This window comes from Sorangium sp. So ce302, from assembly GCF_051530145.1.
GTDB classification, from domain to species: Bacteria; Myxococcota_A; Polyangia; order Polyangiales; family Polyangiaceae; genus Sorangium; species Sorangium cellulosum_B.
Window position 1 is genome coordinate 6,082,573 of record NZ_CP150326.1, and the last position, 26,400, is coordinate 6,108,972.

General features: G+C 68.8%; 24 protein-coding genes and 1 pseudogene. 10 read left to right on the forward strand and 15 right to left on the reverse strand.

Annotated elements, in window-relative coordinates:
- Positions 1 to 31: 31 nt before the first annotated feature.
- A complete protein-coding gene (locus WME73_RS22995; protein ID WP_437747521.1) occupies positions 32 to 1,408 on the forward strand; it encodes a DUF5939 domain-containing protein in 1,377 nt (458 codons plus the stop codon).
- A 173-nt stretch (positions 1,409 to 1,581) separates the two neighbouring features.
- On the opposite strand, the gene WME73_RS23000 is transcribed toward WME73_RS22995, so the two are convergent.
- The 5 genes from WME73_RS23000 to WME73_RS23020 form a co-directional block, all read right to left on the reverse strand.
- Positions 1,582 to 2,010 (reverse strand): hypothetical protein, encoded by a 429-nt coding sequence (locus WME73_RS23000; protein ID WP_437747522.1) that lies wholly within the window; start codon positions 2,008 to 2,010, stop codon positions 1,582 to 1,584.
- A 22-nt stretch (positions 2,011 to 2,032) separates the two neighbouring features.
- The gene (locus WME73_RS23005) at positions 2,033 to 3,073 is read right to left on the reverse strand and encodes a DUF4419 domain-containing protein (RefSeq protein ID WP_437747523.1); all 1,041 of its coding nucleotides are present in this window, start codon (positions 3,071 to 3,073) and stop codon (positions 2,033 to 2,035) included.
- A 132-nt stretch (positions 3,074 to 3,205) separates the two neighbouring features.
- Positions 3,206 to 3,736 (reverse strand): HD domain-containing protein, encoded by a 531-nt coding sequence (locus WME73_RS23010; protein ID WP_437917062.1) that lies wholly within the window; start codon positions 3,734 to 3,736, stop codon positions 3,206 to 3,208.
- 60 nt (positions 3,737 to 3,796) lie between these two features.
- Positions 3,797 to 4,333, reverse strand: coding sequence for a hypothetical protein (locus WME73_RS23015; RefSeq protein ID WP_437917063.1), 537 nt, complete (start codon positions 4,331 to 4,333; stop codon positions 3,797 to 3,799).
- A gap of 53 nt (positions 4,334 to 4,386) precedes the next feature.
- Complete coding sequence (locus WME73_RS23020; protein WP_437917064.1) at positions 4,387 to 4,746, reverse strand: SLOG family protein; 360 nt, start codon at positions 4,744 to 4,746, stop codon at positions 4,387 to 4,389.
- A 166-nt stretch (positions 4,747 to 4,912) separates the two neighbouring features.
- On the opposite strand from WME73_RS23020, the gene WME73_RS23025 reads away from it, so the two are divergent.
- On the forward strand, positions 4,913 to 5,872 hold the full coding sequence (locus WME73_RS23025; RefSeq protein ID WP_437917065.1) for a helix-turn-helix domain-containing protein: 960 nt from the start codon (positions 4,913 to 4,915) through the stop codon (positions 5,870 to 5,872).
- 54 nt (positions 5,873 to 5,926) lie between these two features.
- Here the strand turns inward: WME73_RS23025 and WME73_RS23030 are convergent, their stop codons facing one another.
- Positions 5,927 to 6,910, reverse strand: a complete 984-nt coding sequence (locus WME73_RS23030) for an MBL fold metallo-hydrolase (protein WP_437917066.1) — start codon at positions 6,908 to 6,910, stop codon at positions 5,927 to 5,929.
- 493 nt (positions 6,911 to 7,403) lie between these two features.
- On the opposite strand from WME73_RS23030, the gene WME73_RS23035 reads away from it, so the two are divergent.
- From WME73_RS23035 to WME73_RS23045, 3 genes are all read left to right on the forward strand, one after another.
- Positions 7,404 to 7,793, forward strand: a complete 390-nt coding sequence (locus WME73_RS23035; RefSeq protein ID WP_437747529.1) for a hypothetical protein — start codon at positions 7,404 to 7,406, stop codon at positions 7,791 to 7,793.
- A gap of 106 nt (positions 7,794 to 7,899) precedes the next feature.
- Entirely contained in the window at positions 7,900 to 9,072 is a 1,173-nt protein-coding gene (locus WME73_RS23040; RefSeq protein ID WP_437917067.1) for a hypothetical protein, read from the forward strand.
- Between the two features lie 69 nt (positions 9,073 to 9,141).
- Entirely contained in the window at positions 9,142 to 10,533 is a 1,392-nt protein-coding gene (locus tag WME73_RS23045; RefSeq protein WP_437917068.1) for an MATE family efflux transporter, read from the forward strand.
- A gap of 36 nt (positions 10,534 to 10,569) precedes the next feature.
- On the opposite strand, the gene WME73_RS23050 is transcribed toward WME73_RS23045, so the two are convergent.
- The 5 genes from WME73_RS23050 to WME73_RS23070 form a co-directional block, all read right to left on the reverse strand.
- Positions 10,570 to 11,874 carry a serpin family protein gene (locus tag WME73_RS23050; protein ID WP_437917069.1) on the reverse strand — a complete coding sequence of 435 codons (1,305 nt, stop codon included), beginning with the start codon at positions 11,872 to 11,874 and terminating at the stop codon, positions 10,570 to 10,572.
- Positions 11,875 to 12,045: 171 nt separating this feature from the next.
- Positions 12,046 to 13,824: a CotH kinase family protein gene (locus WME73_RS23055; protein ID WP_437917070.1), complete on the reverse strand. Its 1,779-nt coding sequence runs from the start codon at positions 13,822 to 13,824 to the stop codon at positions 12,046 to 12,048.
- A gap of 384 nt (positions 13,825 to 14,208) precedes the next feature.
- Positions 14,209 to 14,616, reverse strand: coding sequence for a Kazal-type serine protease inhibitor family protein (locus tag WME73_RS23060; protein ID WP_437917071.1), 408 nt, complete (start codon positions 14,614 to 14,616; stop codon positions 14,209 to 14,211).
- Positions 14,617 to 15,165: 549 nt separating this feature from the next.
- The gene (locus WME73_RS23065) at positions 15,166 to 15,936 is read right to left on the reverse strand and encodes a response regulator transcription factor (protein WP_437747535.1); all 771 of its coding nucleotides are present in this window, start codon (positions 15,934 to 15,936) and stop codon (positions 15,166 to 15,168) included.
- A 410-nt stretch (positions 15,937 to 16,346) separates the two neighbouring features.
- Entirely contained in the window at positions 16,347 to 17,342 is a 996-nt protein-coding gene (locus tag WME73_RS23070; RefSeq protein ID WP_437917072.1) for an alpha/beta hydrolase family esterase, read from the reverse strand.
- Between the two features lie 493 nt (positions 17,343 to 17,835).
- Between WME73_RS23070 and WME73_RS23075 the strand changes: the two genes are divergently transcribed.
- Together WME73_RS23075 and WME73_RS23080 are read left to right on the forward strand one after the other, a co-directional pair.
- Entirely contained in the window at positions 17,836 to 18,666 is an 831-nt protein-coding gene (locus WME73_RS23075; protein WP_437917073.1) for a polysaccharide deacetylase family protein, read from the forward strand.
- A gap of 532 nt (positions 18,667 to 19,198) precedes the next feature.
- Positions 19,199 to 19,690 carry a hypothetical protein gene (locus WME73_RS23080; protein ID WP_437747538.1) on the forward strand — a complete coding sequence of 164 codons (492 nt, stop codon included), beginning with the start codon at positions 19,199 to 19,201 and terminating at the stop codon, positions 19,688 to 19,690.
- A 58-nt stretch (positions 19,691 to 19,748) separates the two neighbouring features.
- Here WME73_RS23080 and WME73_RS23085 read toward each other — a convergent pair whose 3' ends face one another.
- Positions 19,749 to 20,825, reverse strand: a complete 1,077-nt coding sequence (locus WME73_RS23085) for an ABC transporter substrate-binding protein (protein WP_437917074.1) — start codon at positions 20,823 to 20,825, stop codon at positions 19,749 to 19,751.
- A gap of 199 nt (positions 20,826 to 21,024) precedes the next feature.
- Between WME73_RS23085 and WME73_RS23090 the strand changes: the two genes are divergently transcribed.
- Positions 21,025 to 22,092 carry a hypothetical protein gene (locus WME73_RS23090; RefSeq protein WP_437917075.1) on the forward strand — a complete coding sequence of 356 codons (1,068 nt, stop codon included), beginning with the start codon at positions 21,025 to 21,027 and terminating at the stop codon, positions 22,090 to 22,092.
- A gap of 89 nt (positions 22,093 to 22,181) precedes the next feature.
- Here WME73_RS23090 and WME73_RS23095 read toward each other — a convergent pair whose 3' ends face one another.
- A complete protein-coding gene (locus WME73_RS23095; protein ID WP_437917076.1) occupies positions 22,182 to 22,397 on the reverse strand; it encodes a hypothetical protein in 216 nt (71 codons plus the stop codon).
- Between the two features lie 121 nt (positions 22,398 to 22,518).
- Between WME73_RS23095 and WME73_RS23100 the strand changes: the two genes are divergently transcribed.
- Positions 22,519 to 22,749 carry a hypothetical protein gene (locus WME73_RS23100; RefSeq protein WP_437917077.1) on the forward strand — a complete coding sequence of 77 codons (231 nt, stop codon included), beginning with the start codon at positions 22,519 to 22,521 and terminating at the stop codon, positions 22,747 to 22,749.
- Positions 22,750 to 22,798: 49 nt separating this feature from the next.
- Positions 22,799 to 23,620, forward strand: a pseudogene (locus WME73_RS23105) (LysR substrate-binding domain-containing protein); the annotation flags it as partial.
- A gap of 88 nt (positions 23,621 to 23,708) precedes the next feature.
- Here the strand turns inward: WME73_RS23105 and WME73_RS23110 are convergent.
- Both WME73_RS23110 and WME73_RS23115 read right to left on the reverse strand, forming a co-directional pair.
- Positions 23,709 to 24,200, reverse strand: a complete 492-nt coding sequence (locus tag WME73_RS23110) for a nucleoside deaminase (RefSeq protein ID WP_437917078.1) — start codon at positions 24,198 to 24,200, stop codon at positions 23,709 to 23,711.
- A gap of 253 nt (positions 24,201 to 24,453) precedes the next feature.
- On the reverse strand, positions 24,454 to 26,325 hold the full coding sequence (locus WME73_RS23115) for a DUF4041 domain-containing protein (protein WP_437917079.1): 1,872 nt from the start codon (positions 26,323 to 26,325) through the stop codon (positions 24,454 to 24,456).
- Positions 26,326 to 26,400: the final 75 nt, after the last annotated feature.

Sequence of the window (26,400 nt, forward strand, 5' to 3'; positions counted from 1 at the left end):
TGCGAGACATGCGCATGCTCGGGGAGCAGCCATGGATACCCACCGTCTGAAGACCCTGTTCGAGCGGCTCAGGCAGCAGCACCCCGCGAACGCAGGCGAGATCGATGCGGTCGAGCGATGGCTCCACGACGCGCCGCTCATCCGTCGCTACCGTATCAACCCCCACGTGGTCGCGGCGGACACCGCGCTCGACGCGCACGCGGTCATCCGCGTCCTGCTGCACGGCACCCAGACTGGCCTCTTCGACATGCAATGGGACGTCCACTGCGGCCATTGCAACATGCTGGCCGAGGCGATCGATGACCTCGCCACGGCCGCCGCCGTCTCGTTCTGCCCGATGTGCGAGTACTCCTTCGACGTCGATATCTCGGCGCGCGTCGAGGTGACGTTCTCGCTCGGCCGGTCCATCGAGGACCTCGGCTTCCCTCCGGTTTGCCAGCCGCCGTCGGCGCTCCACCCCCGCTATGGCATGACCGCCGCGCTCGGCGAGACCGCGGCGGCGACCGAGGTGCTCACCGCGGGCCGCTACCGCTACTTCTGCCCGTTGACCCGCGCCAAGGGCATCCTTCGCGTCGAGGGTGAGCCCACGGACGAGGTGCAGGCCGCCGCGATCTCGCAGCTCGCGGGACCCCACTACGACGTGACGGAGCTCGTGGTGCGGCCCGGCCCGCTCAAGATCGCGCTCACCAACGTCGGCTGGCCGCAGTGCGGCTTCATCGTTCATCACGATGTCCTGAAGGACGAGCTCGATCCGGCCAGCCTGCCGCGGCGGCTCAGCGGGCTCGAGCTGCTCCACGTGCCGGAGTACCGGCGCTACTTCGGCGGCATGGTGCTGTCGGCGCGGGAGCGGCTGACGGTCCGATCGGTCCTCGTCGTCTTCACGGATCTGTGCGGCTCCACGCGGCTGTACGAGCGGATCGGCGACGCCCCCGCGTACAACCTGGTGCGCGATCACTTCGACATCGTGATTGGCGCCGTCGAAGCTCAGGGCGGCGCGGTGGTCAAGACGATCGGCGATGCGGTCATGGCCACTTTCCTGGACGAGCGGTCCGCGGTGACGGCGCTGAGCGCAGCCATGCGCGGCATGCTCGGCCGCAACGCCGGCCGGCCCGAGGGCGAGCGCCTCGTGCTCCGGGCGGGCATGCACCGCGGCCCGGCGTTGCTCGTCAACCTGAACCAGCGACTCGACTACTTCGGCCGCACCGTGAACACGGCGGCGCGCCTGCTCGGCGTCTCGTCAGGCGGCGAGCTCACCGTCTCTGCGCCGCTCGCCGCCGACGCCGAGCTCGTCGGCCTGCTCACCGATGAGGGCTGGACGCCGCCGCGGACCTCGCACGTCGATCTGAAGGGGATCGAGGGGACCCGCACCGTGCATTCGGCGGGCTTTCCCGGCATGGCTGCGCGCTGACGCGCGCGCCTCTCCGACGCACCGGATCCGCTGACGAGTGCACGGCCAGCGGCGCGCTCCGCGTCGTCCCGCCGATCGCGTCAGCGAACCACGCACGCCTTGCGCGGCGTCGCAATCTTGCACGTGATGAGGGCAAACGGCCCGCCCACGAGTTGGGCGGTCAACGAACGAAGTCATTCCGCCGGTTCTCCCGGCGCAAGCATTGTCGATCCGTCTTCGAACGTGACACGCACCGTGCCGTCATGGAGGATGCTCTCGGCTACCCACCGCGGCCGATGTCCCCGAAGAGCATCGCAGATGCGCTCATGCAGCACGTCGAAGGACGTCGAGAGGTACTCCCGTGCGGACAGGACGAGCAGAGGGTCGCGGTAGCGCTGGCCGTCTTTCGGGGAGTCCTGACGGACGACGACGAGCGCGCGGATACCGCTGTGTACGCTGGATGCGAACTCGGGCAGAAAATCGTACGGGTCGGCGCCGCCCGGAGCGACAGGGCCGCAATGCTCAGGAACGGCTTGCCCATAAACATCGATCCAACCGCATCCGGCATGAACGTCACCGTGGCGAGGGAACCGCAGGATCCAGCGTGTGACGTAGATGCTCATGGTGCCAGGCCATCACCCATCGTCAACGCTCGCCGATCGCCCAGCCGATCGCCGGCCTGACGGCCCCCGTGGTCGCGTCCTGCGAGACGCCCGTGAAGCCGCCCATGAAGACCATGGGAACCTTGGCTCCCAGGTATTCCCACGTGAAAGGGGCGGAAGAAAGCCCCTTCGGAAAGTCGTGCATGGCCGGGCCACCGCCGAACTCGGCGCTCAGACCTTCTTCCCAGCGCATGGCATACAGGTTCGGAGACGGTTCGCGCCTACTTGTCACAGCACCCTGCCCCTCAACATAGGGGAAGAGAACGTTGATCCAACCGTTCACATAGGGTCCACCAGACTGGTTTTTTTGCTTGTAGAAGGACTGCCAGAAGGCGCGATCCACGTCGCCGCGCGCGGTCCGCACGATCCGGTCCAGCACGGGCAACAGCGTCGCCGTCCAGCCGGTCAGATCGAACTCGCTGAACATGTCGGCTCTTCTCCGGATCGACAGCCAGTCGTCCACCGTCCCGAGGAGCGTGATCTCTGGGATGCCGCTGAGCGAGACGAGCAAGTAATCGAAATACCGCTGCATGGCGTCGAAGAGCACGACCTCGGACGCGGCTCGTTCGATGGCACCGGTCGTCGAGAAGTCCGCCACGACGAGATCCCTCTTCTTGCCGACATGCTCCCCGATGCGACCAGACAGCTCGGAGAACATTGCCGGCCAGTCATTCGAGGGAGAGCCCTTGACGAAATCGTCGCGACGTACGGAGATGGTGAGCCTGTCGTCGTGGCTCACGAACCGGCGGCGCAGCGCCTCGGCGTGGAGCTTGACATGCGTCGCGAATCCCTGCGCGAGACAGAGCCAGACATCGTCCGGCGACAAGGCGAGCGGGTAGTGCCAATAGAAGGCCAGGTAAACTGCCTCGACGAACCCGTGAGCTCTCGACTGAATCAGACCGGGCAGGTTGCACGCGGCGGCTTCGAAACCCCGCTCCGACCGGACCTGAAGCGACTCTTCGAGCGTGATGGAGGGTCGTCCGCTTTCGCAACGCTTTACGTCCGAGACAGCAAATGTGATCATGACGTCATCCTTCTTCCTCCTGAATCGCCAGCGGCATCTCTGATGTCTGCCGTCATGGTCTCCCCAGGTCGCGGTGCCCTCCGAACGCTTGGCTGAGCCGCGGCGAGAGGCGCCGGCGGATCTATCCTGGAGTTAGCGCGTGTGTCGGCTACGTTCCAGTCGCACGTGCCCTCGTTCAGCGATCCTCTCGAAGCAAGAGTCGAAGGGGATGAACAGGCCCCAGCGGTCACGGCCGCCGCGCGCCGCGGCTTCCAGAAGCACTCGCTCCTCCAGGTCCGGCACGCGCACTCCCTTCCAGAGCTTGTCGGCCAGGGCGATGATGAGCTCCTCCAGTGTACATGCCATCTGCTGCCAACGCGCGTGCGACAAGCACACTCTCGCGAGCGCCGGCGTGACCGAAGCCGCGAGGAGCATTCGCTCGCCTGCGGGTTCGTGCTCGCTGCCCGGCCCCGTGAGCTCTCGAGGGTGCTCGATCTTGCCGGCGTCATGGAGCACCACGCCAACCCGGACCAAATCCTCGTCAATCGGAATGCCCTGCTCGCGGAAGAGGACGATGAGCAGATCGGCCGCTTCCCCGACGAGCTCGACGTGCCGCAGCAAGTGAGGCGGAGCGCCCAGGGTAGCGAGCAGCGATCTGGCGTCATCGCGGGAGGCGGGAAACATGAGACATCTTGCCCTTCACGCGTCTGGATGACCTCTCGCGATGGCCATTCATCCAATGGTTCACTTCCAGAATTGCCACCACTTTTTGCCCGGAGACGGCTGTTCCGTTTGCTCGCCCGGCCCCTCGTCCTCTCTGAAGTCCTTGTGCTGGACCACCTGGACACCGCCACAGGCACCGCAGAAGGCGCTGAACGCGTCCATGGTTGCGCCAGCAGGAATATTCGGGAAGACTTTCGAGATCAGCTGGGAAGGCGCGTCGAACAGCTCGTCCAGGCCGCACTTGCTACACGGGCCAATGGTCCAGTCTGCGCGCTCTCGCAGGTACTGCTCGCGGACCTGCAGCAGGTTCTCGCCGCCGGTCGGCGCGATGAACCGAACCTCTGCGCCTTCGCTGACGGTCTTCAACTGGTGCGGTTGGTTCAGGACCCGGGCGGTGAAGACATCGCCGTGGCATGCGGTGACGCGCACCCAGACGAGCTCCGGACGGCGATCGGTGAGCCGCGGCCCACCGTCGTGAACCAGGACTTGCAGGTCGTCCGGGTGGTCGACGTGGAAGCGGCCCTCGAGCCTCGGGTGCTGGCGCCAAGCTGCCGTCATGTCCCATAACCTCGCGTCAGTTGCGCTCGTGCCATGCGCGCCTTCCGTGCCCCTCACTCCACGAACACGCTCACCTCGACACCAGCGGCCTTCGCCAGCCCGGCGAGGTGTCCCGACCCGCGGCTCTTTTCGAACGCCGGATGAAACACCAGCACCCGCGCTACCCCGCTCGCCAGCATCCGCTCGTTGAGCCCCTTCCAGGCACCACGCTTGTACTTGGCATAGTCCGCCTTGTTCTTCGCCATCGGCTCCACGGCGAGACCGAGCTCGGCTGCGACGCGCCCGGCGAGTGCGTCCGCGCCCGGCGAGTCGCCGTGGATCACGGTCGCCCCCGCCGGAAGCTTCGCCAGCTCGCGCCGGATCGCGCCCACGTCGGTCCACGCCACAGCGCCGGCGACGATCACACGCGTCATTCCGCCATCCTACCCTCGAAGCGCGCGGAGCGGGAACATCCGGACGTACACACACCCCGCCTGTCCCTCCCGGCGCAGCACCCGCCCGCCGAACCATCCCGCTCTGTGGGGCGACCGCCTCGTCGAGCGTCCTCGCGGCGAATTTCGCCCTATCATCTCGGCGAGCATGGGACCGAGGAGTGCGACCCGCCGTGCCGAGGGGCTGGCCGCGCGCCGGGTGAGCGCGACGCCCCCTCCGGCCGGGAGCGTCTTGAAGGCGTCCGCCCCGCTCCTCGCCGGCTCGCCTGCGCCGGAAGCGTCGCGCGCGCAGGTCGACGTCGATGCGGTCGACCTGCCCGCGTTCGGCCTCGCCGACGATGTGCTGCCGTTCAGCGGCGACGTGCACGCGCACCGCAAGCACCAGCTGCTCTACGCGAGCGCGGGTGTCCTGCACCTCGAGGTCGGCAGCGCCCACTGGATCCTGCCGCCGCAGCGCGCGGCGTTCATCGCGGCCCACGTCATGCACCGCGCGCACGCCGCGGGGCCGGTAGCGCTGCGGACGGTGTACCTGTCGCCGCGGCTCACCCAGGTGCCGCTGGCTTCCGGCGACCCGCCAGGCGAGGAGCGCGTCGACTGCCGCGTCTTCGCGGTGACGCCGCTCGCGCGAGAGATGGTCCTCCACGCGATGCGCTGGGGGCCAGACCACGGCGGGCGCGACGCGACCGCCTCGCTCTTCTTCAAGACGCTCGGCGCGCTGTGCCGGGAGTGGGTCGCCGAGCCGCTCCCGTTCAAGCTGCCGGTCGCCCGCTCGCCCGAGCTCGCTCGGGCGATGCGGTTCGCGCGCGAGCACCTCGGCGAGCGCCCGACCCTCGACGACGCGGCGCGCGCGGCGCGCACCTCGACGCGCACGCTGTCGCGGCGGTTCGTCGAGGAGGCGCGGACGACGTGGACCGAGTACCTGAGCACCGCCCGGATGCTGCGCGCGATGGATCTGCTGGCCGTGAGCGGCGCCCGCGTGACCGACGTCGCGATCGCGGTCGGGTTCGACAGCCTGGGGGCGTTCACCCGCGCGTTCGCCGCCTTCACGGGCGAGCGGCCGAAAGATTTCCGGGCCCGCGCACAGGCGAACGAAGCGCCCACGGGGTGAAGCGGCGCGGCGCGCGCGAGCGAGCAGCGCGCCGGGGCGGCCGCGCCGAGGCCCTCACTTGCTCGCGATCGCGTTCACCAGCCCGTAGACGCCGTACTCGATCATGTAGGCGAGATCGTAGTCAGGGAACTCGGCGCTCGCGAGGGCCGCAATCTTCTTGTGGTGGCTCGACGCCTCGGCCCCCGAGAGCTCGCTCTTCTTCGCGCCGAGCGAGGCAACGTAGCGCTCGACGAGGGACTCCATCCCGGTGAGGTACGCCTTCTGCTCATCCACCGCGGCGCGCACCGGGGCGGTCTGCCCCCGGCCGCCGTAAACCGTTAGCCCGTCGAACTCCAGCAGCTCGTCGAGCGCCGCGCGCCACGAGGCGAGGTCCGGCGACGGCTTGCCGTTGCGGATGCCGCCCTCGAGCCACGCGTGCGCCTTGTGGTGCACGAGATCGCCGACGACGAGCGCCCTGGCCGAGGGGACGATCGCGACGGTCTGCGTCGTCGAGATGCCGGCGTGCTCGAGCTCGCGCAGCTCGACCGCGCCGGCCTGCAGCGGGAGCGAGGTCGTGCCCTCGAACGTCACGTCGACGACGGCCTTCGGCGGGTACGTCTCCTCGGTGAACATGCCTGCGCCGATGAAGTACGCCTTTTTATAGGCGTGGACCTCGTCGATCGCGCCCGCGGTGGCGCGGCTCGCGACGACCTTCGCGCCGATCTTCTGGAACTCGGAGGTGCCGTTGAACTTGTCCGGATTCGGGTGCGTCACCACGACGTACGTGATCGGGCTCTGCGTCTCCCGGCGGATCTGCTCGATGGCGCTCCGGGCGTGCGCTCCGGTGAACTGGGCGTCGAACACGACGACCTCGCGCCCGGTGTCGTAGTAATACGAGCGCGTATCGAAGCCGGCGGCGTCCGACGTGAACGCGGCGAGCCGCGCGGCCGGCGCGCCGGTGGGGCCCTCCGCGGGCGCGCCCGGGCCCGCGGCCTCCGAGGCGCAGGCGGCGAGGGCGGTGAACGAGGCGAAAGCGGCGGCGCGGATGAGCTTCGACATGGGGGGTTCCTCTCTCGATGGCATCGCGGGGCGTCCTGCCCCGGAGACGGGGGAGAAGATGCGGAGATCGGCGCTGGCGCGCTTCCTTCCAGAAGCCAATGTTTTGCTCCTGCGCGCCAGCGTCGATCAGACCGTCGTACGCAGCCGCTATAGGCCGCCTCGGCGCCAGTCGGACCGGCCTCGGCTGCGCCCGGCCGACACGAAGATCGCCCTTACAGAAGTCGCATCGCCCTGTAGTATCGTCCACATGGGGGCAGCTCATGGGGCTGGGGCGCGGCGCGCGGGCGGCGCACTCGACAGCCCAGCGGCGACGGTGCTGGACGGGGCCACCCTGAACGCCATTTCATTGGGCGACGGGCTCATGTCTCTCCACGGCCCAAGACCCACCGCACACATCTCCATCGGAATCTCAACGACCTCGTCACCGAGGCTCTCCCCGGCCCCGTACCGCCTGAACGTCGAGGGGGAGCCCTCTCCCAGGAAGGGAACGTTGATGGCAGACTCGTTCAACCCGTACCAGGATTTTGCCGCCTGCCACCCGAACCTGCGGAAAGCGGTGTCTGAGGTCGTCGCCGACTGGGAGCCCGATTCGGCGCCCGCGACGGTCGTCTTCGGCCACATCGGTCGTGCGCTTGTCCAGCTTGAGTCCGACCTCGATGACACCACGCTTGATGAGGTTTCGCGGCTCGTGGAGCGTTCGCTGTCAGGAAGTGGCCCAGAGGCAGATGCGGTCGCGACGGGGCTCCTGGAGGCCATCTGCGCCCGCAGCGTTGCTGCCCCTGCCGCCGTTGCGCGCGTCGTCTCTCATCTGGGACCCGATGCGCGCGCTTACATTCGGGCCTGGGATGCATTCACTGGAACGACGACTCCGGGCGTCACGTAATCGTGCTGGTGGCCATGAATGGCGGGGCACCGCGCTGCGCCGCCAGCGTCACCGCTTCACACCACGAGCTCGCCTGTCGGCGTCGGTCGTGGTAGCGCTGCTCCTCATGCCGAAGGCCGCGCGCACGACGACGAAGAGCGGGACGCGCTCCCCGCAGGGGCGCCGTCGCGTCCGCGTGTACACGGCATGGCACCCGGTGCTCGTCGCGCTCCTCGAGCACGTCCTGCCCGCGGGCTGGTATCAGTGCATCTCCGAGTTTCAGCTCGCGCGCGAGCCGCTCCGCGTCGACCTCGTCATCCTTCGGCGCCGGCGGCGCGGCGCTCCGCCCAGGCCGAGCCTTCTCACCAGCGTCGTGGGCGAGCTGGCGGAGCACACCCTCGTGCATTTCAAGGGGCCGACCGACGAACTCGAACGCGACGACGCCCGCATGCTCCTCGCTTACGCGCTGCAGTACCTCGTCGTTGCAGAGATTGAGGACCCCGCCTCCGTCGCCCTCCGCGTGCTCGCGCCCCGCCTGACCCCGCGCTTCGTCGAGGCGCTGAGATCGCTCGACTGCGCGCTCACGCCCACGGGACCGGGCACGCACGAGGGTCGGCTCTGCGTCTTTCCGCTGCGGGTGGTGGAGACGGTGCCGGCGAACGCTCGCGAGGGCGACCATCTGCTATACACTGTGACGCCTGGGATGGTCGCCGACCCCGGCGGGATCCCGGCGCTCTCCCCGGCGGAGATCGCGGTGTTCTGGGCGCTCCTGGAGCATGTCGAGCAGCTTCGACGTCCGCTCCCGGGGCAGAGGAAGCGGCACATGAAGGACGAAAAGCGGGTGGTCGAGAGCTTCGAGAAGGTGCTCACGCGCCTCGTCGCGCGGGTGCCGCCCAAGCAGCGGCTCGCCGGGCTCGCCCCCGAGCAGCGGCTCGCTGGGCTCGCCCCCGAGCAGCGGCTCGCCGGGCTCGCCCCCGAGCAGCGGCTCGCTGGGCTCGCCCCCGAGCAGCGGCTCGCCGGGCTCGCCCCCGAGCAGCGGCTCGCCGGGCTCGCCCCCGAGCAGCGGCTTGCCGGGCTCGCCCCCGAGCAGCGGCTCGCCGGGCTCGCCCCCGAGCAGCGGCTCGCCGGGCTCACCGAGGCGCAGGCGGTGCTCGCCCTGCCGGACGCGATGCTCCGCGCGTTGTCCGCGGAGTACATCGCGACGCTGCCTCGCGAGACGCAGGCGGCGATCCAAAAGCGCCTCGGGGCGGCCTCACGGCGGCCGGCGCGTCGGCGAAAGCCGCGCAGCCCTTCGAGATGACGCCTCGACGCCGGAATCGACGACAGCCGAGGCGTGGCTCGTTCTTTCCGACCAGGCGCCGACTGTGCCATGAGCGATAGAGACGCCCACAAGCAGTTCATCCTCGAAGGCGACCTGAAGGCCGTGATGTGGCGGCTCTCGTGGCCGGCCGTGCTGGCCATGGTCCTGTACGGGCTCAACTCGTTCCTGGACGCCGTGTTCGTGGGCCAGCTGATGAACGAGAGCGCCCTGGCCGGCGTGGGGATCGCCTATCCCCTGTCGCAGATCACGCTGGGGCTGGGCAGCCTGATCGGGACCGGCGCCGGCACGGCGCTGAGCATCTACCTGGGCGCGGACGACCGGGGCAAGCTCCACGGCCTCCTGGGGAGCGTGAACGGTCTGTCGCTCCTCGTCAGCTTGCCGTACACCGTGCTCGCTTATTGGTTTGCAGAGCCGCTCGTGCGCGCGATGGGCGGCAGCGGGGAGATCCTCGCGCACGGCACCGCGTACTTCCAGGCGACGGCCCTCGGCGCGCTGTTCTGGGTGCACGGCCTCGCGGTGAACATGACCGTTCGCGGCGAAGGCAAGATGAAGACGGCGGCCTGGATGATCTCCCTCGGACTGGGGGTGGACGTCGCCTTGAAGCCGCTGTTCATCCACACGTTCGGCTGGGGCGTGCAGGGCGCGGCCTGGGCCACCAACGCGGCCATGCTCGTCTACTCGGCCATCGGGCTCCTGTACTACGCGAGGGGCCGCGCCTCGTTCGACACCGCCTGGCGCACGATCCGCATCGACCCGTCGATCCGGCGGCAGATCGTCTCTCTGGGCATGCCGGCGATGATCGTGTGCATCATGGGCGTCGTCCAGAACCTCGTGGTCTACGGGGCGGTGTCGACCCATGGCACGGAGCACGACGTCGCCTTCTTCGCCGCCTGCAACCGCATCTCCCTGTTCCTGATGACGCCGCTGTTCGGCCTGATGCGGGCCCTGCAGCCCGTGGAGGGGATCAGCTACGGGGCGGGGCGCTACGGCAGGGTGAAGCAGGCCTTCAGCCAGTTCTCGATCGCCGGGCTCGTGCTGCTCCTGCCGTTCTGGTTCTCGATGATGCTGGCCCCGGAGGCCGTCCTCGGCTCCATGCTGCCGGGGTTCGACTTCGCCGCGCAGCAGCTGCTCGACTTCCGGATCTCCGTCCTCGCCCTGCCCGTCATGCCGTGGGTCTTCATGGCGCTGGCGTTCTTCCCCTCCGTGGAGCGGGCGAAGCTCGCGAGCGCGCTCGCCCTGCTGAGGCAGCTGGTGTTCTATCTCCCCCTGATGTGGCTCTTGCCCAAGATCGCCGGGGTGAGCGGGGTGTTCTGGGCGAACGCCGCGATCGACATCGCGATCTTCGTGCTCGTGATCCCCCTGGTCGGCCGGGAGTTCCGGAGGCTCGACGGGCGCGGCGCGGAGGCGGGCGCCCCGCTGCGCGAGGCGACCGCCGGCTGAGCCGCGCCCGCGCGCCGGACGCACGGCCTCGCGGCGCTACGCCGACGGGTCGGCCACGCGGCCCACGAACAGGATCGCGCTCGTCGCGTTGTCCCGGATGAAGAAGAAGAACGGGCGATCGAAGCGGATGGCCGCGGGCTCGGGCGGCCCGCTCTCGTCGAGGATCACCGCCGTCGCCGCGGCGGCCTCCGTGCCCACCTCGTCCACGGAGACGAACGCCTTGTGGACGACGCCGGAGATGAACAGGCCCCCCTGCCCGTCGATCCCCGAGAAGTCCGCGTCGCCGAAGGCGGCGGTCATCCCCATGTCCTTGAGGGGCGGGATCAAGTCGAACGTCGACTCCACCCTGAATATCGGCAGCTCGATCGTCACATTCCGGGGCTCCAGCGAGCCCAGGACGCCATCGAGGCGCGCGCTGTCGAGACCCTCATCGAATGCCTCGATGTCGGACGGCAGCACGAGCACCATCGACAGCTCGTCGCCGTCATAGGGCATCTCAACCGCCGCGTAGCCGTCGCCCTCGCCATAACGGACCTCGGCCGTGCCGGTCATCATCGACACGGAGATCGGGGAGCCGTCCACCAGCGTGAAGTCGGCGATGTCCGTCGCGCCCTCCTTGAAGGGGAACTTCCACGCCGCGTTGAAATAGATGGTGTTCGTCAGCACGAGCTGGGTCGAGGCGCTGACGGCGCCTTCCGGCACGAGGTCCTTGATCCGGCCCCAGGTGCGCTCGGCCACCCATCCGTTGATCATCTCCCGGGCCTCGTTCGACCGGGCGAAGTCGACAAGGTTGATCCCGGCCCCGTAGTTCTCCGCAAGCACGTCGAGGAACGAGGGCAGGAACGGATGGCCGGCTTGCCCCCAGAGCGCGTTGGCGATGTTGAGCCGGAAGCCCTCGCCGTCCTGCCCGTCGGCGACCTCGCCGCGGCTCTCGAGCGCCAGATCCAGCGCGTTGAACGCCGGGTGCAGCCGCTCCTGGGGCAGCGTGAAATGCAGCGCGCTCGCCATCTCCGCCGCCGTCTCCGTGCGCGCGCCCGCGTACGTCATCGCCAGCGCGCTCGACACGCTGTACGGCGAGTAGAAGACGTTGCGCCCCGGCCCGCTGCCGAGCCTCGCGTAGAGATCGAGCGCGAACGCCGTGTTGCCGTCGGCGAGCGCCTCGTGATCTGCGTCGGACACCGAGGGGGCGAGGATCCGCTGCTTCTCGGAGGAGACGACGCACCCCGGCGTATCCGGATCGCTGCACCCAGACGGAAACGGCTCCGGCCCCGGGTCCGAGGAGCAGCCCGCGAGGAGCACGGACAGAGGGATGAGGATTGAAGAAATTTGGTGATAGCGCATGGGCCCCGGCACAGCAGCGCTTGTGCCAAGGGCCCCCGCCTCATCGACCCCCGCGGAGATGGCCGCTCTCGCGGAGGTGACCCCCACCGGCGCAGCGCCCGCGATCGCAGGGACAGGGTTGGCCCACTGTGGCACAGGACGCTTTCGTCCTGTGCGGAGACGACACAACCCTCACTGCTCGAGGTAGAGGGCCACCTCCGCTGTCCGTCCCTTGGCGTGGGCGATCAGCGTGGCGAGTCCGTTGTCGAAGTCCTCGGGCGTCGTGAGGTGCGTGTGCCCCTCGATCTCGCCCTCCGGCCCGACGACGTACGGCGCGATCAGGTCGTGCGCCGCCTTGAACCACGCCTCGGAAGCGGCCGCCTCGTACTCCTTGGCGGCGGCCTGCGCCACGTAGCCGCGGTAGACCTCGAGATAGACCGGATCGTCGAGCAGGAACCGGACGAGCGGCCATTGCTCGGTCACGTCGGCCATCGAGAGGGGCAGCGCCGTCAGCCCGATGTTCACGCCCGCGTCGGCGTCCGAGAAAGCGAAGGTGTGATCCCAGGGGATCCACGTGAACTGCCCGCCCTTGTTCGGGTCCGCGTAGAGATAGTAGTTGTGCGGCAGGCGGCCGTACACGTCCCAGTCCTCGACCACCGCGTTCAGCGCGAACCAGTGCAGGAAGCCGTCGACGTCGAGGCGCGCCTCGAGCCCCGCGCGCCAGGCGGCGGCGTCGGTCCTGTCGGCGTGCAGCGCGTCGAACAGCGCCCGCGCGTCCGAGAGATCGGTGTCGTCCTCGTTGTTCTCCTTGACGATGGTGTCGGGGTCCCACCTCTCCCACCGCGCGCCCGTGCCATCGGGCTTGTAAAGGTTGCCCTTGTGGCCGCCGAAATGGGTGTCGAGGAACGACTCGTCCGACGGGAGCTCGATGCCGGTGTACAGCCCGAAATAGACGGGCCCTTCCCCGTGATCGATGAAGACCCGGTAGAACGCGGTCGCGGGCGCGGGGATCCCCGCCTTGGCGAAGATGTCGGTGCCGATCTTCTCGCGCAGGAGCGAGGGATCCAGGTACCCGCTCGCGAACGACATCGAGTCGAACCCGTAGAAGCGCTGATTCTTGGTCTCGGGATACTCGTCCTCGTATCGGTCGAAGTTGAGGCGCAGCGGCAGCTTCCAGTTGCCCGCGTTCCAGGGCAAGAGCAGGCTCGAGTTGCCCTTGAAGCGGATGCCGACGTGCTTCCACTGCCGATCCTCGGTGGCGACGTCGCACTCGACGTAGACAGGCGTGCGCGGGAGCAGCTCGACGCTGCTGATGAGCCCCGGATCGCCGCCCCCAGGGCCGGGCGGCATGCAGGCCAGCTCGCCCTCGACGTCGGTGCACGTCCCCTCGGTCTCGGTTCCGAAGATGTCGATCGTGCAGTCGGCGTCCGCCGCGAGCCCCTCGCAGGCGTCGATCCAGTCCTGCGGCGGCGTGAATTCGTCGGGGTCCTGCGGGTTCGGCTGGCAGGTCAGGCCGCCGGGGAGCTCCGTGCACGTCCCCGCGGCGTCGGTCCCGAAGAGGTCGATGGTGCAGGCGTCGCCGGCCACGAGAGCATCGCAGGCCGCGACCCACTCCGGAGGCGGCGCGAATGGACCGGCCTGCGAGCCGAACTCGCCGGCCATGTCCGTCATGTCGTCCATCATCTGCTGCCACTGCTCGGGCGTGATGGTGATGTCGACGCGGGGAACCCGGTCCTGCGGGAACGCGGCGGCGTAATCCGGTGGCTCCGTGGGGACGCCGCCCGCCTCGCCGTCGCCGCCTGCGCCGTCGCCGCCTGCGCCGTCGCCGCCCGCGCCCTGCCCTCCGGTGCTGCTGCTCGCGCCGGGGCCCGCCCCGGTCGCGCCGGGGTCGTCGGACGAGCCGCAGCCCACGAGAGGCGCGGCCGCCAGCGTGGCGAAAGGCAACAGGCAACGCAGAATTCTTAAGTTCATCGATCGCTCCTCAGCTCGCGTTTCGGGGCAATCTTATGTCAATCATGCATCGATTGCGTGACGAAACCACGCGCCAGAAGCGTGCGGCGTGCCGTCATCGGCCAGATCGGCCCTAGGCGCAGGGCCGGGGTGCGGTGGAATTTTCCACATCAATCACAGAAGAATTTTCCATTCATGAGGCCGTGGAGATCAGAAGGCAGTGGAGATCTCCACATGGAAGGAGGGCGGCGCAGGCGCGCCGCGCGCCCTCCCGCGACGACCGCGCATGCCTCTCCGCTCCCCGAGGAGAGCAAGGCAGGTCGACATCGACGCGGGAGGGCGGCGAGAGCTATCGAGTCGACGCCGCGGGGGGACGCGGGGCAGCGGGCCCCCCGCGGCGCGCGCTCACGAGGGCGCGCCGCACTTGCCGCGCGACGCGACCGACACGCCCGCCGCGTTCGCGGCGCATGCATTGCTGTACGTCCTGCCGTCGCAGCCGCAAACGGGATCGTACTGCTGGGTGCACGCCTGCGGGATGGGCGCGCAGACGCCCGTCTGATCGGCCGCGCCGCACTGCGCCTTGATGTCGTAGTCACAGAAGAAGCCGCGCTCGCACGCGATCCCGGCGAGGCCGCCGCAGACGAGGCCCTCGTGCCCGCCGCCTCCCCTCACCTCACTCGACTCGGAGACGATCGATTCGGGCGCATCGTCGGCCGCCTCCACCTGACAGCCCGCGGCGAGCGGGGCCATGGCGAGCGCGAGCCAGACGACGGATGCCATGCGACTGCCCTTGAACCAAGCCTGAACATTCATGATGTTTCCTCCAATGTCGCCTCGCCGCTCCCGGCAAAGCGATGACCGTGCGTGAGCCCCTCTCCTGGCGAGAAAGGGCACCTTGCGCCGGGCGCGAGCGCGGCGCGTGATCCATGTCATCCCCCTGCCGATCGGTCGGCGAGCATGAGAGTCAACTCGACGCGACCTACGTGCGATGAGACCTCGATCCGACGGTCGCAGCGCCGCGGGGGCACGGTCTCCTTGGCAGGAGTCAGGCCACGCGAAGCGCGGCGCGGTTTCCACGGCGTGCGCGCCCGGCTGCGGCGTCAGAACCGCCCGGATCGGGCGAAAGCTGCGCAACGTGAGCGAGGGCCTGCACAACCGGCCCCCGCAGCGTGGCCCGCGCGGCCCTCTCACGATCACCGACGGCGAGGCGAGCCACGAGCCAATCCAGTGCTGACGGAGAGCGCGTCCATCGCCGATGTGACCGTCGCGCCGCCGTATGCCAGGCGACCGTGAGGCTCGTGCTCTCCCGGCGAGCGCTCGTCGCTCTGCGGGCCGGCCAGCGGCGCGCGCTCGCGTCGCCCCTCAGCCCAGGAGCCCCCGCTCGCCCAGCCACAGCGTCGCGCCGGCGCGGCTATAGATGCCGAGCTTGTCGTAGGCGTGGGCGATGTGATGCTGCACGGTCTTCTGGGAGATGTGAAGGACGACCGCGATCTCGCGGTTGGTCTTGCCGACCCCGACGAGCCGCAGCACCTCCAGCTCGCGCGCCGTGAGCGCCCTTCGTGACCGGACGAGCCGAGCGCGCCCGCCGCTTCCGCGCTCTCCGCTCGGAGGAGCGCTCGGAACGGGATCGGTGGCGAGCAGATAGTTGTACGTCGTCCCGCGCCCCCCGGCGAGGCGATGGGTCCAGATCGGGTTGGCGCAATAGAGCTCCAGCATCTCCTTCGTGTACCCGATCACGAAGTGCTCGAAATACGGGTGCCAGGCCGGGAGGTCGTGAACTCGAAATTCGACGCCGGCGTCCCGCAGCGCCGCTTCGGAGCGGCTGTCGGTCTCGGAAAAATAACGATGCCAGAGGGTGGGAATGGCCGTGACCAGCGAGGACATCCCCGGATCTCGGACGAAGCGCTTCAGCGGGCCATCGACGAGCGCCCAGCGCGCCGACTCGGCCCCGAGCTCGAAGAGGGCGTCCTTGCGGTCCGGATAAAAGCGCCGAACGAGCTCGTCGTGGAACGTGAGGAACTCGGGCAGCGGAACCAGGCTGCTGGCCGTGATCGGCTGCCTGAACCACGGGTGGCTCAGCGCCATGTCTCGAAAGAGGCCGCGCCACGCTTCCGAGCCGAATCTCCGGCTCACCAAGGTTTTCCGCGTCAGAATTGTGGTTCCGCTGACCTTCATGGGAAGCTCGTTGAAGCCTCCCGCTGGACGACGAAGCCGCTCGGGAGGCAGGCTCCCAAAGTATCACTCGCCACGTCGAACGATCAAGGCGTCGGCCACCAGCGCGCGAGTTCGCGTGTCACGCCGCAGCTACGATCACGCGGTATTCACACACCAGCAGCAGATTCTTCTGATGGCGCTGCAGGCCCGCAGACCGCGCTGTGGATGCGTGGCGTCATTGCATCCCACAGCGGGTCGTATCTCGATGTCAGCGGAGTCGCTCGAACGTGGAGGCGGGTGTGGGCAGGACGGCGACGATCGAGGGACGCCGTGCACGGGAATGGGGGGACGCGCCGCGTCGAGCACGCGGAGCGCGCGTCAGGAGGCGGTCACGGCAGGGTGTGCCGCTTCAGGACGGGCCAGCCGACCGCGGCGTTGCCGGGCTCGTGACTCCCTCCCTGCTTCGTGCAGAGGGCCACTTCGACGCCGCCCTCGCAGTTCGAGAAGGTCGAGCAGCCCTTGCTGTCTTCGGCCGATGGCGAGCCCGTGCACCCGTTGATCTCGCCCCACTTCTCGAGGGTCGATTTCGCCCCGAGGAACGTGATGGGCATGCCACTCACCACCGCGGAGTGTCCACCGGCGTAAGGCACGATCGGATCCGAGGTGCTGCGGAACGAGATCACGGTGATGGGGCGCGCTGGGTTGCAATCGCCGACGTTCTCCTGCAGGAGATCGAAGGCGGCGGGCGCCACGGCGGCAAACACGTCGGCCGCGTGGCAAGCGAGGTAGTGGGACATGCCGCCTCCCATCGAGAAGCCGACCGCGTAGATGCGCTTCGGGTCGATGCAGGCGGTCTCCTGGATCTCGGCCACCATCGCCTTGACGAACGCCACGTCGTCGGTGTTCTTCACGCAGCAGGGCCCCACGTTCCAGGCGCCGCCCGACGGGCCGGCCAGCCCTGACGGGAAGGCCATGATGACCCCCTCCGGGTCGGTCTGCGCCGGATACGGCGAGCCCGATCGCTCCGACGGGCCAGAGCCGCCGAGGGGGTGGAGGTCCACCACGAGAGGCACCGGCTTGCTGCCGTCGTACGCCGCGGGGACATGCAAGACATAGCTGCGGTTCGAGGAGCCGATCGTGATCGTCTTGTTCGTGTCGCCGGCCCTCAGCGCGGGCGACGGGCAGGTGATGGGCTCGCCGCCCCCAGCGCCGCTCGTGCTGGCGCCGCCCCCAGCGCCGCTCGTGCTGGCGCCGCCCCCAGCGCCGCTCGTGCTGGCGCCGCCACCCGCGCCGCTCGCGCTGGCGTCGCCACCCGCGCCGCTCGTGCTGGCGCCATCGCTGCCGGTGCTGCTGCCGCTGGCCGAGCCCGTCGTGCTCGCCGACACGCTCCCGCTGCCGCTGCCCGAGGTGCTGCTCGTGCTGGCGCCGGCGGCGGGGCCGCCGCCGTCGCCGCCGGCGCTGGTGGTCCCATCGCTGTCACCACCGCAGCCCCAGAGGGAGATGCCGAGCGCTCCCAGGACCAGAATCAGCTTCGGTAAACTCGTTCGTCCGTACGTCATTGGTCAGCACCTCTGTCCGGTGGGTTCAAGACCGCCATCCGGTGCTCGGGCCACGTCCTCGGAAGCGCGAGACAGCGCCGCCCCTCGTCTTCCCGGCTCGCCGTCCGTCGTCACATCACCCGATGCACGTGGCTGTCATATCCGAGGTCGCTGGCTCGAGGCATGGGCATACTGGCCTATGCCTCGACGCCGCCGCCGCTCGCCGCCGCTCGCGGTCCCGGGAGCATCTCCAGGCGTTCCTGGAAGGCGCAGAGCGCGCTGGTCTCCCCGGAAGGGCGCCGGAGGCCCGGGCACGGTCGATGATACGGCGACGTGTTCCGTGGAGATCGTGCCCACGGAGAGCGGCTGTGCGCGGCGCCCCGCGACGCGCCGACAGCAGGCGGCGCTGGCGTTCGTCGTGGCGTGCCTCGCCGCCGTCCTCCTCTCCCCGGTCCACGTGACGCGGCGTCACCCGGGCGCCCTTGTCGTGTCCATCGAATTCGACGACACGCTGGCGGATCAGCTCTCCGTGCGCTCCATCCTCGCCGAGCACGGGATGCATGCCACGTTCTTCGTGAACAGCGGTGCACTCGACCGCCCCGGCTACCTGACGGTCGCAGAGCTCCGCGCGCTCGCGTCCGACGGCCATGAGGTCGGCGGCCACACCGTCAATCACGTGCGGCTGCCCGGGCTCAGCGCCAGCGAGCAGCGCCGGCAGATCTGCGATGATCGCCGCGCCCTCCTCGCGCTGGGCTTTGCCGTGAGTGACTTCGCCTATCCCTGGGGCGCTCACGACAGTGTCAGCGTCGAGCTGGTGCGCTCCTGCGGTTACGACAGCGGCAGGCGCGCGGGAGGGCTCGCGTTCGCCTCATGCATCTCGTGCCCATGGACGGAGTCCATCCCTCCGCGCGACCCCACCGCCACCCGCGCGCCCGGCTCCCTCACCCGCAGCCAGGGCGTCCCCACGATCCAGGCTCTCATCCGCCGCGCGCAGCGGGACGGCGGATGGATCCAGCTCATCTTCCACCACGTCTGTGACGCCTGCGGCAAGTACAGCATCTCCAGACAGGACTTCTCCACCCTCCTGGACTGGCTCGCGGAGGAGCGCGACGCGGGCCGCGTCGCCGTCCTGACCGTGCGGCAGGTGATCCGCGGCGAGGTGCCTCGCTAGGCGGCCTGTGCGCGTTCCGCCATCCCGCCCGCGCGCGCCGCCGCGAGGCAGGCCGGTTGCCGCTATCGCGCGCGGGAAGGAAGGAAGAGCGCCATGAAGCGGAGAGCCGCGTATCGGGCTCAACCTGGAGCGGCTTGCATAACGTGCTCGCGCGGCAAAGAGGGAGGTTGTGGCGGGAGTTCCTGGATCGACAGGACAGGAGGCGGCTTGTCCGGGCATGGCCGTGAGAGCAATCCAGGTGCCGCGCGCGGATCGCCTGTCTTCCGCCGTGGAGCGTGCTCCTGGGGCCGCTGGAGCTGCCTTCTTTTGTTGCGCCGCTGCACGGATTCGAGCAGCTCCTCACCACCCCTGCTGCTCCAGCAGCAGCTCCTCCGCGGCTTGATCAGCAAGCTCGTCGCCGCCGGCCATCACTCTCCCCAGATCAGAGCGTCGTCGCGCGATGCCCACTTTCGCTCGACCAGCTCATCCGTTATAGTGGACACATCGTCCGTTCGATAGTTTGCGACGGACGCCCAACGGAAGGAAGCTTTGCATGAAACAGCTGTTCAAGCTGCTCGCCCTGGTGCTCGCGCCGCTCGCCATCGCGCTGAGCGCCCAGGCGGCAGAAAAACCGAGCGAGATCCGCGTCGCCAACCCGGGCGTGGGCGTCGGCAATCGCCCGGTGGTGGGGGGCTCGGCCTGGTCGCTGCTCAACCTGAACAGCGCGCTCGAGAGTGAATTCAAGAGCGATGGCGTGCCGGTGCGCTGGAACTTCCTGCGCGGCGCCGGGCCGGCCGTGAACGAGACGTACGCCAACGGGCTGACCGATTTCTCGCTGCTCGGCGATCTGCCGTCGAAAGGAGGACTGGGCCGGCGAGTCGGTGCGCGACAGGGACAGCCCGCTCGTGGACGCGTACGTGGTCGCTCGTTACAAGACGAGCATCGCCGACGCCAAGCGCCTGGGCCTGATCCGCACGACGTTCGACTTCGAGCCCTGGGTCGATCGCAGCTTCCTCGATCAAGTCCTGAGAGAGGAGAAGCTTGAAGGTTTCTGGAAGCCCCGCACGCTGCCCTGACGCATCCAGGGGGGCGACCGACCCCGACTATTTCGCGGCCTGCTCGTTCACGTAGGGGTTGAGCTCGTTCGTGTAGACGCGGCTCAGAGAGATCTCGCCCGGCTTGAGCTCCCCGCTCTTGACCATCCAGTCGATCCAGACCTGGAAATCGCGCTCCGTGATCAGGCCCCCCTTGCCGGCGACGCCGTAGCTGCGCCAGAACTTGATGGCCGAGTCCTCCTCGTTCCGGCCGCGCTTCTTCATCAGCGCGATGCAGCGCGCCACCACCGTCTCGCGCGGCGTGTCCCGGGCCCACTCGATGGCCTTGGCCGTCGCCTCGACGAAGCGCCGCGCGGTCTTGGGGTTTTGCTTGATGAAGCTCGTCTTCATCACGTAGCTGCCGGCGGTGAACTTGCCGTAGAGCTCATGGTCCGAGAACAGCGAACGAATGCCGCCGCGCTCGAGCGCGCGATCGCGGTAGATGTCGCCGAGCGCCGCCACGTCGACCTGCTTCTCGCGGAGCAGCTGCTCGCCGTTCACCGGGGGAACGACGAGCAGCGTGACGCGCCGGGCCTCCTCCGGCGCGAGCTGGCCTCGCGACAGAAACTCCTTGACCATGAACTCGCTGTGGGCGCCGAGCGTGTTCATGGAGATCGTCTTGTCCAGCAGATCGCGCGCGGTGCGCAGCGGGCTGTCGTTCAGCACGTAGAAGCCGCTCTGGCGTTGCTCGTCGACACCGTAGTAGCCCGCGACGGCGATGATGGGCGCCTTGGCCGCGATCAGCTTGACGATGGCGCCGTTGAAGGCGCCGCCGAAGTCGGTGTCGCCGGTGACCACGGCCTGTACGCTCTGGGGGCCGCTCACCGTGCTGCCGATGAAATTCAGGCGGATCGGCGCGAGGTAACCGAGATCTTCCGCGAGCTCGATCGGCGACACCGTGCCGTTGTTGCCCTGATAGCGGAGCTCGAGCGTCTCGAACTCGCCCTCCGCTCCGGCTGCGGAGGCACGCGAAGCGTCGTCGCGCGAGCAGCCCGCCGCGCCGCACGACACCAGCAGGGCGAAAAGGAGGACGGCACGCAGCGCTGCGCGGAGCAGCTGAGCAGGGATGGGACGCGGAGCAGTCATATCCGTTATATTAGACGATCATCCGCTAAAGTACAAGCCTCTCCATCTTGCCGAAGAACTCGCGCATGCGTCAGAACGCGTGGTCCTCGACGTGGCTGGCACAGGTTTTTCTTGAACGCCGTCTTGCATCAAACCGCGCGTCTTTCTCGGGATTTTTCCACGCGCGGCCCTGGCACTCTTTGGCACAGGAGCGAATCCAATGACAGACCTTCGACCTACCTGGCTTCATTTCGGCCCCGTGTTCTCGCTCGCGCTCGCCCTTTCCGGCGCGCTCGCGGGCTGCGGGCCGCTCGGGTGGACGACCTGTGAGTACGACGGCGTCGACTACAGCCCCGGCGACGAATTTCGTGACAAGGACGGGTGCAACAGCTGCTCCTGCGCGGAGGACGGGAACGTCGCCTGCACCGATATGGCGTGCACCTCCGACTGCACGTGGGGAGGGGTCACGCACGCGCCCGGCGAGTCGTTCCCTGCCGGGGACGGGTGCAACAGCTGCTTCTGCATGGAGGACGGGAACGTCGCCTGCACGCTGATCGAGTGCACCGACGGCTGCATCTACGAGGGGCTCGCCTACCCGCCCGGTGAGTCCTTCCCGGCGTCCGACGGGTGCAACACCTGCACCTGCGATCCCTCGGGCTCCGGGAGCGTCGGCTGTACCAAGATCGCGTGTCACGGCTGTGAGCGAGACGGCATCGGTTACGCGGCGGGGGCGCCGGTCCCACCGGGCGACGGCTGCAACAGCTGCACGTGCAACGCGGACGGCGAAATCGTGTGCACGGACCTGGCTTGCCCGGAGGGCTGCACGTATGGAGGCGTGGAGTACAGGCCGGGCGACAGCTTCCCTGCCCTCGACGGCTGCAACACCTGCTCGTGCGGCGAGGATGGCAGCGTCGCATGCACGGAGAAGGGCTGTCTGGAGGCCTGCACCTACGGAGGAGTGGGATACGGGCAGGGCGACAGCTTCCCCTCCCTCGACGGCTGCAACACCTGCACCTGCACCGCCGGCGGCGGCGTGGCCTGCACCGAGCGTTACTGCGGATGCGACGCGTCGAGCGAGTGGTGGCGCCAGTACGTGAGCACCAGCCCGGAGGAGTGCGCGCTCATCGACTTCGCCTGCACCGGAGGCCTGACCCACGTCTCCAACGAGTGCGGCTGCGGCTGCGAGCAGGACCCGAGCTGCTCGCCCTCGTTCAACTGCATGCCACCTCAGGCGTGCGATGTGGACGAGATCAAGAAGCGCTGCCCGTACTCCACGATCGTATTCTGAGCGGATACGTCGCGCTCACCCCGCGAGGACCCGCGCGCCGCGTGACGGCCGAGCCGGCGGGGGCCGCCGTGAACGAGCCGCGGCGCGGCTCATGGCGCGAGACCGAGCGCGCGGCGGCCGAGATCGTGCGCGCCCTGCGTCGCCGCCAGCGCCTCGGCGCCCGCGAGCTCCGCGAAGGCGCGCGTGTGGAAGCGCTCCTCGGGCACGATGCGCTCGAACACCGCGCGCACGTCGGGGGGCGCCGCCGGGTCGGCGGCGATGACCTCGATGCGCTCGAGGCGCATGCGCTCGGAGTGCGCGCCCACCGCGCACCCGGTCTCGAGATCGCGGACGACATCGAGGGGCTCCTTCCAGTAACGCTCGCGCTTCGCGCCGATCTTCGGCTCGATTCCCGCGGGCGGTGAGCAGGTCGCCCACCCAGACGGCGTGACGCCGCTCCTGCCCGGCGATGACGCCGAGGATCCGGTGCGCGCGCGTCCCGGGCTCCGCGAACGCGTCGCGCAGCATCTCGATGCGGCCGGCCGCGGTGGCCTCGCCGCGGTATTGATCCAGGAGCCAGGCGACGAGCGCCTCCGGATCCTTCTTCACGGCCTCCCACCAGGCGTGGCTGTCTCGGAGAACGACGGGATTCGAAGCGTTCATGGCGGCCTCCTTTGACGTTCGATCTTGGGGACCGGACCATCGGCGTCGACTAGAATGATCGGATATGCCATCGGCTGGACCGATACTCGACGGCGACCTCCTCCGCGCCTTCGTGGCCTTCGCCGACACCCTCAATTTCACGCACGCCGCGCGGCGCGTGGGGCTCTCGCAGCCGGCGCTCTTCGAGCGGGTGCGCCGGCTCGGCGACGAGCTCGGGGCGCCGCTCTACGAGCGCTCGGGCAAGCAGCTCCGCCTCACCGAACGCGGCCTGCGCGTGGCCGCGCACGCCCGCGACGCGGTCGCGCGGGCCGAGGCGTTCGCGCGGGATCTGCGCGGCGAGCCGCAGCGCGAGTCGGTCACGCTCGCCGCCGGCGAGGGCGCGTTCCTCTACTTGCTCGGCCCGGCCCTGACGCGCTTCGCCGCCGAGGGGGCGAGCCTCCGCCTGCTCACGCTGGGCGCGCCGTCGGCCTGCGCGGCGGTGCGCGCGGGCGACGCGCACCTCGCGGTCGGCGTGCTCGATCTCGTGCCGCCCGAGCTCGTTGCGCGCGACGTGCTGCGCACGCCGCTCTGCGTGGCCATGCCGCGCCGCCACCGCCTCGCGCGCCGCCGCTCGCTGCGCCTCATGGACCTCACGGGCGAGCGCCTCGTGCTGCCCCCCGCGGGCCGATCGCACCGCGATTTGATCGGCCGCGCCATCGCGCGCCTCGGCCACGAGGTCGCTCCGCCCATCGAGGCCGACGGCTGGCCGCTCATGCTCCAGTTCGCGGCGCTCGGCCTCGGCGTCGCCGTGGTGAACGGCATCTGCGCGCCCCCGCGCGGGGTGATCCTGCGGCCCGTGCCCGAGCTGGGCACCGTGTGTTACCGGCTCGTCACCCGCCGCGGCGCCGAGCGGCCGAACGGCTGGCGGCGCGGATCGTGGAGATCGGCAAGGGCGCCGCGCGGGCCGGGTGATGGCCTGTCGGGCGCGGAGCGGGCTACGACCGCTCCACAGCGCTCCGCAGCAGCGCCACGACGGCCTCTCGCGGGATCGGCCCGTCCACGCGCACGGCGGGCGAGGCGTTCGCCAGCACCTCGTGGGAGCGCACCGGCAGAGCTCGCCCGCCGAGCACCGCGATGATGTCCGGCGTGTTGGCGGCGTAGACGATGCGGCTCACCCCCGCCCAGAACAACGCCCCCGAGCACATGGCGCAAGGCTCCCCGCTGGCGTACACGGTGCCGCCCGCGAGCGCTTCCGGGCCGTGCGCCGCCGTCGCTGCGCGGATCAACACCACCTCGGCGTGAGCGGTGCAGTCGCCCTGCCCTGCGTTGGCCGTTCGCCGCTGGTTGAAGCTCACCTGGAGCACCTGGCCGCCTTGCACGAGCACGGCGCCGAACGGCATGTTGCCGGCGCGCAGGGCGTCGCTCGAGGCGTCCACGGCGAGCTGCATGAAGCCAACGTCCAGGGGGTCGTCTACTTGATGGGTCATGGTAAACCGACCTCGCGGTTAATGAGCATATCAGATTTCATCGACGTCGGCGCTCCGAGGTTCCTTATCATCCCCGCTGATGGCGAAGCGCTCACGGGCGAGCACGTAGAAGCTCGTCCCAATGGGGCGAGCCCTCACGTCTGCCGGAATACGCACGCTGGGATGCGATCCGTCGTCACGACGCGTCCGGCCCAAACGGAATCACCGATCTCGACAGGTCGCCACCGCCAACGCGACCTTGGGCGACAACGTGCTAGGCAGGCGCATACGCCGCGATCGGCTGCCCCTGGGGCGCGAGGCGAGCCGGCGCCGAGGCCTGCTGTGCCGCCTCTTTCTCTTGCCTCATTGCAATCGTCTTGCGGTACTGCTCGGCCTCTGCAACGCGGGTGATCTCGATTTCGCCGTGCATCCTCCGAACGGTCCTGGCGATCTCGTCGATCTCGACCTGAAAGAACTCCTTCTTTTCGTTGACCAGGTTGATACGTCGCTCGTGAAACGCTCGATGCAGGGCAGTTTCCAACGCCGGAGCATCATCCGAGTAAATCATCGCATGAACATCGAACGCGAACGGCACCGACGCATCACCGAGCTCCTGCACGCGATCCAAGGGATCCAGACGGCGCGTCATGCCTATCTTGTAGATGTGCTCCCCGAACGAGCCGATGTTGGAGATCACATAGACATGCCCCGAGCGCGTCATCTGCGCTCGGGAGATCGCACGCTCCTTGTTGACGTGCGCTTCTTCGAGCTTCTTCTGCAGCGCCTCGATCTGGGCTTGGAGCTTCTGCTGCTTCGCGCCGGCGGCCTTCGCTACCTCCTCTTGAGCTTTTCGCAGCGCCTCCTCGTAGCGCTGCTCTTCTCGCTCCGCCTCCAGCCTCGCCTTTTCGAGCTCGCGCTGCGCGACCTCCTCCTCGCGCATCTGTTCACGGATACGCCGCTGCTCCTCCTTCTCGGCCTGAATCTTCTCCTGGTACTCAAATGCAAGATACAGCTCTTGAAGCTTGAGATCGAGGTATGCCGTCGCGATCTCGCACTGCTGCACCTCGACGAGCCCATTGATGGCCTCCCACGACTTCTTGATGCGAGACTCCATCACGTTCACGTTCTTGTAGCTCACCCTCGCGATGGCGGCGTCGGACTCGCCATTGAACGCGCGCACGATGAGCTTGAGGGTCTGGTTGATCTGCCTCCGCCCTTCCGTGACGCTCCCGTCGACCGTCCACACGGTGCTGCACGTGGCGGCTGACTTGTCCTTGAGCATCTGCTTCTGACGATCCCGAATGTGCTCGAGCTTGCGCTGATAGTGCTCCGACGACGAGAAATCGTACCGCGGCCGGTAGAAGCCGAAGGACCGGAGGGTCGATTCCTCGTCGAGCGCGCTGTGTTCGGCACGGAGCTTCGCGACGCTGGCCTGCAGCGACGTCAGGTCCGCCGTGCCCTGATGGAACTGGCCCTGGAGTCCCTGCAATGTCTGATCCCACTGCGCCCTGGCCTGCGTGACGTCACCGTGCAGACGCGCCCGCTCGGTATCGAGCTGAGCGACGGCGCGCTGCTTCTCCTGCTCCGTCGCAGCGATGCGGCCGAGGCGCTCGCTCATGGTTTGAAGCTCGTTCTGTAGCTGCACCTGTTGAGAGGCGAGATGCTCGACGGCGTTCCGCTTCTCCCTCTCGGCGGTGGCGAGGGCGGCATAAGCATGGTTGAGGACAGCGTGGCCCTGGCGGAGCTTTTCCAGCTCTGTGCCTGCGGTCAGATGTTGCCCCTGCAGATCTCGCAGAGCTTGCCCCCACTCGGCTGTGCTGCGCTCGATCTCCCTTTGCAGGCGTGACCGATCTGCCTCGAGCTGAGCAAGCACACGCTGTCGCTCTGACTCGACATCGACGATGCCTTGGAAGCGGTTGATCATGGCCGCATGCGTCTGCTGGAGTCGCGCGAGTTCCGAGAAGACGCGATCATGCTGCTCCTGGAGACCCAAGAGAGCCTGCTCTCGCTCGGCCTTCATCCGCTCGGCAGCTTCGCGGGCTCCGGCGAGCTTTTTCTTCTCGGCCCTCAGCCTCGTCAGCCATACGACGAGCACGGCGATCACGATGAGCGTGAGACCGAGCAGGGCTCCCAGCAGTAGTTCCATGGTCGAGCACACTCCTTCGAGGGCGAGACCTGCCAGGCACGATCGTAGGCGCCCTCGCTACCATCAAGGTACCGG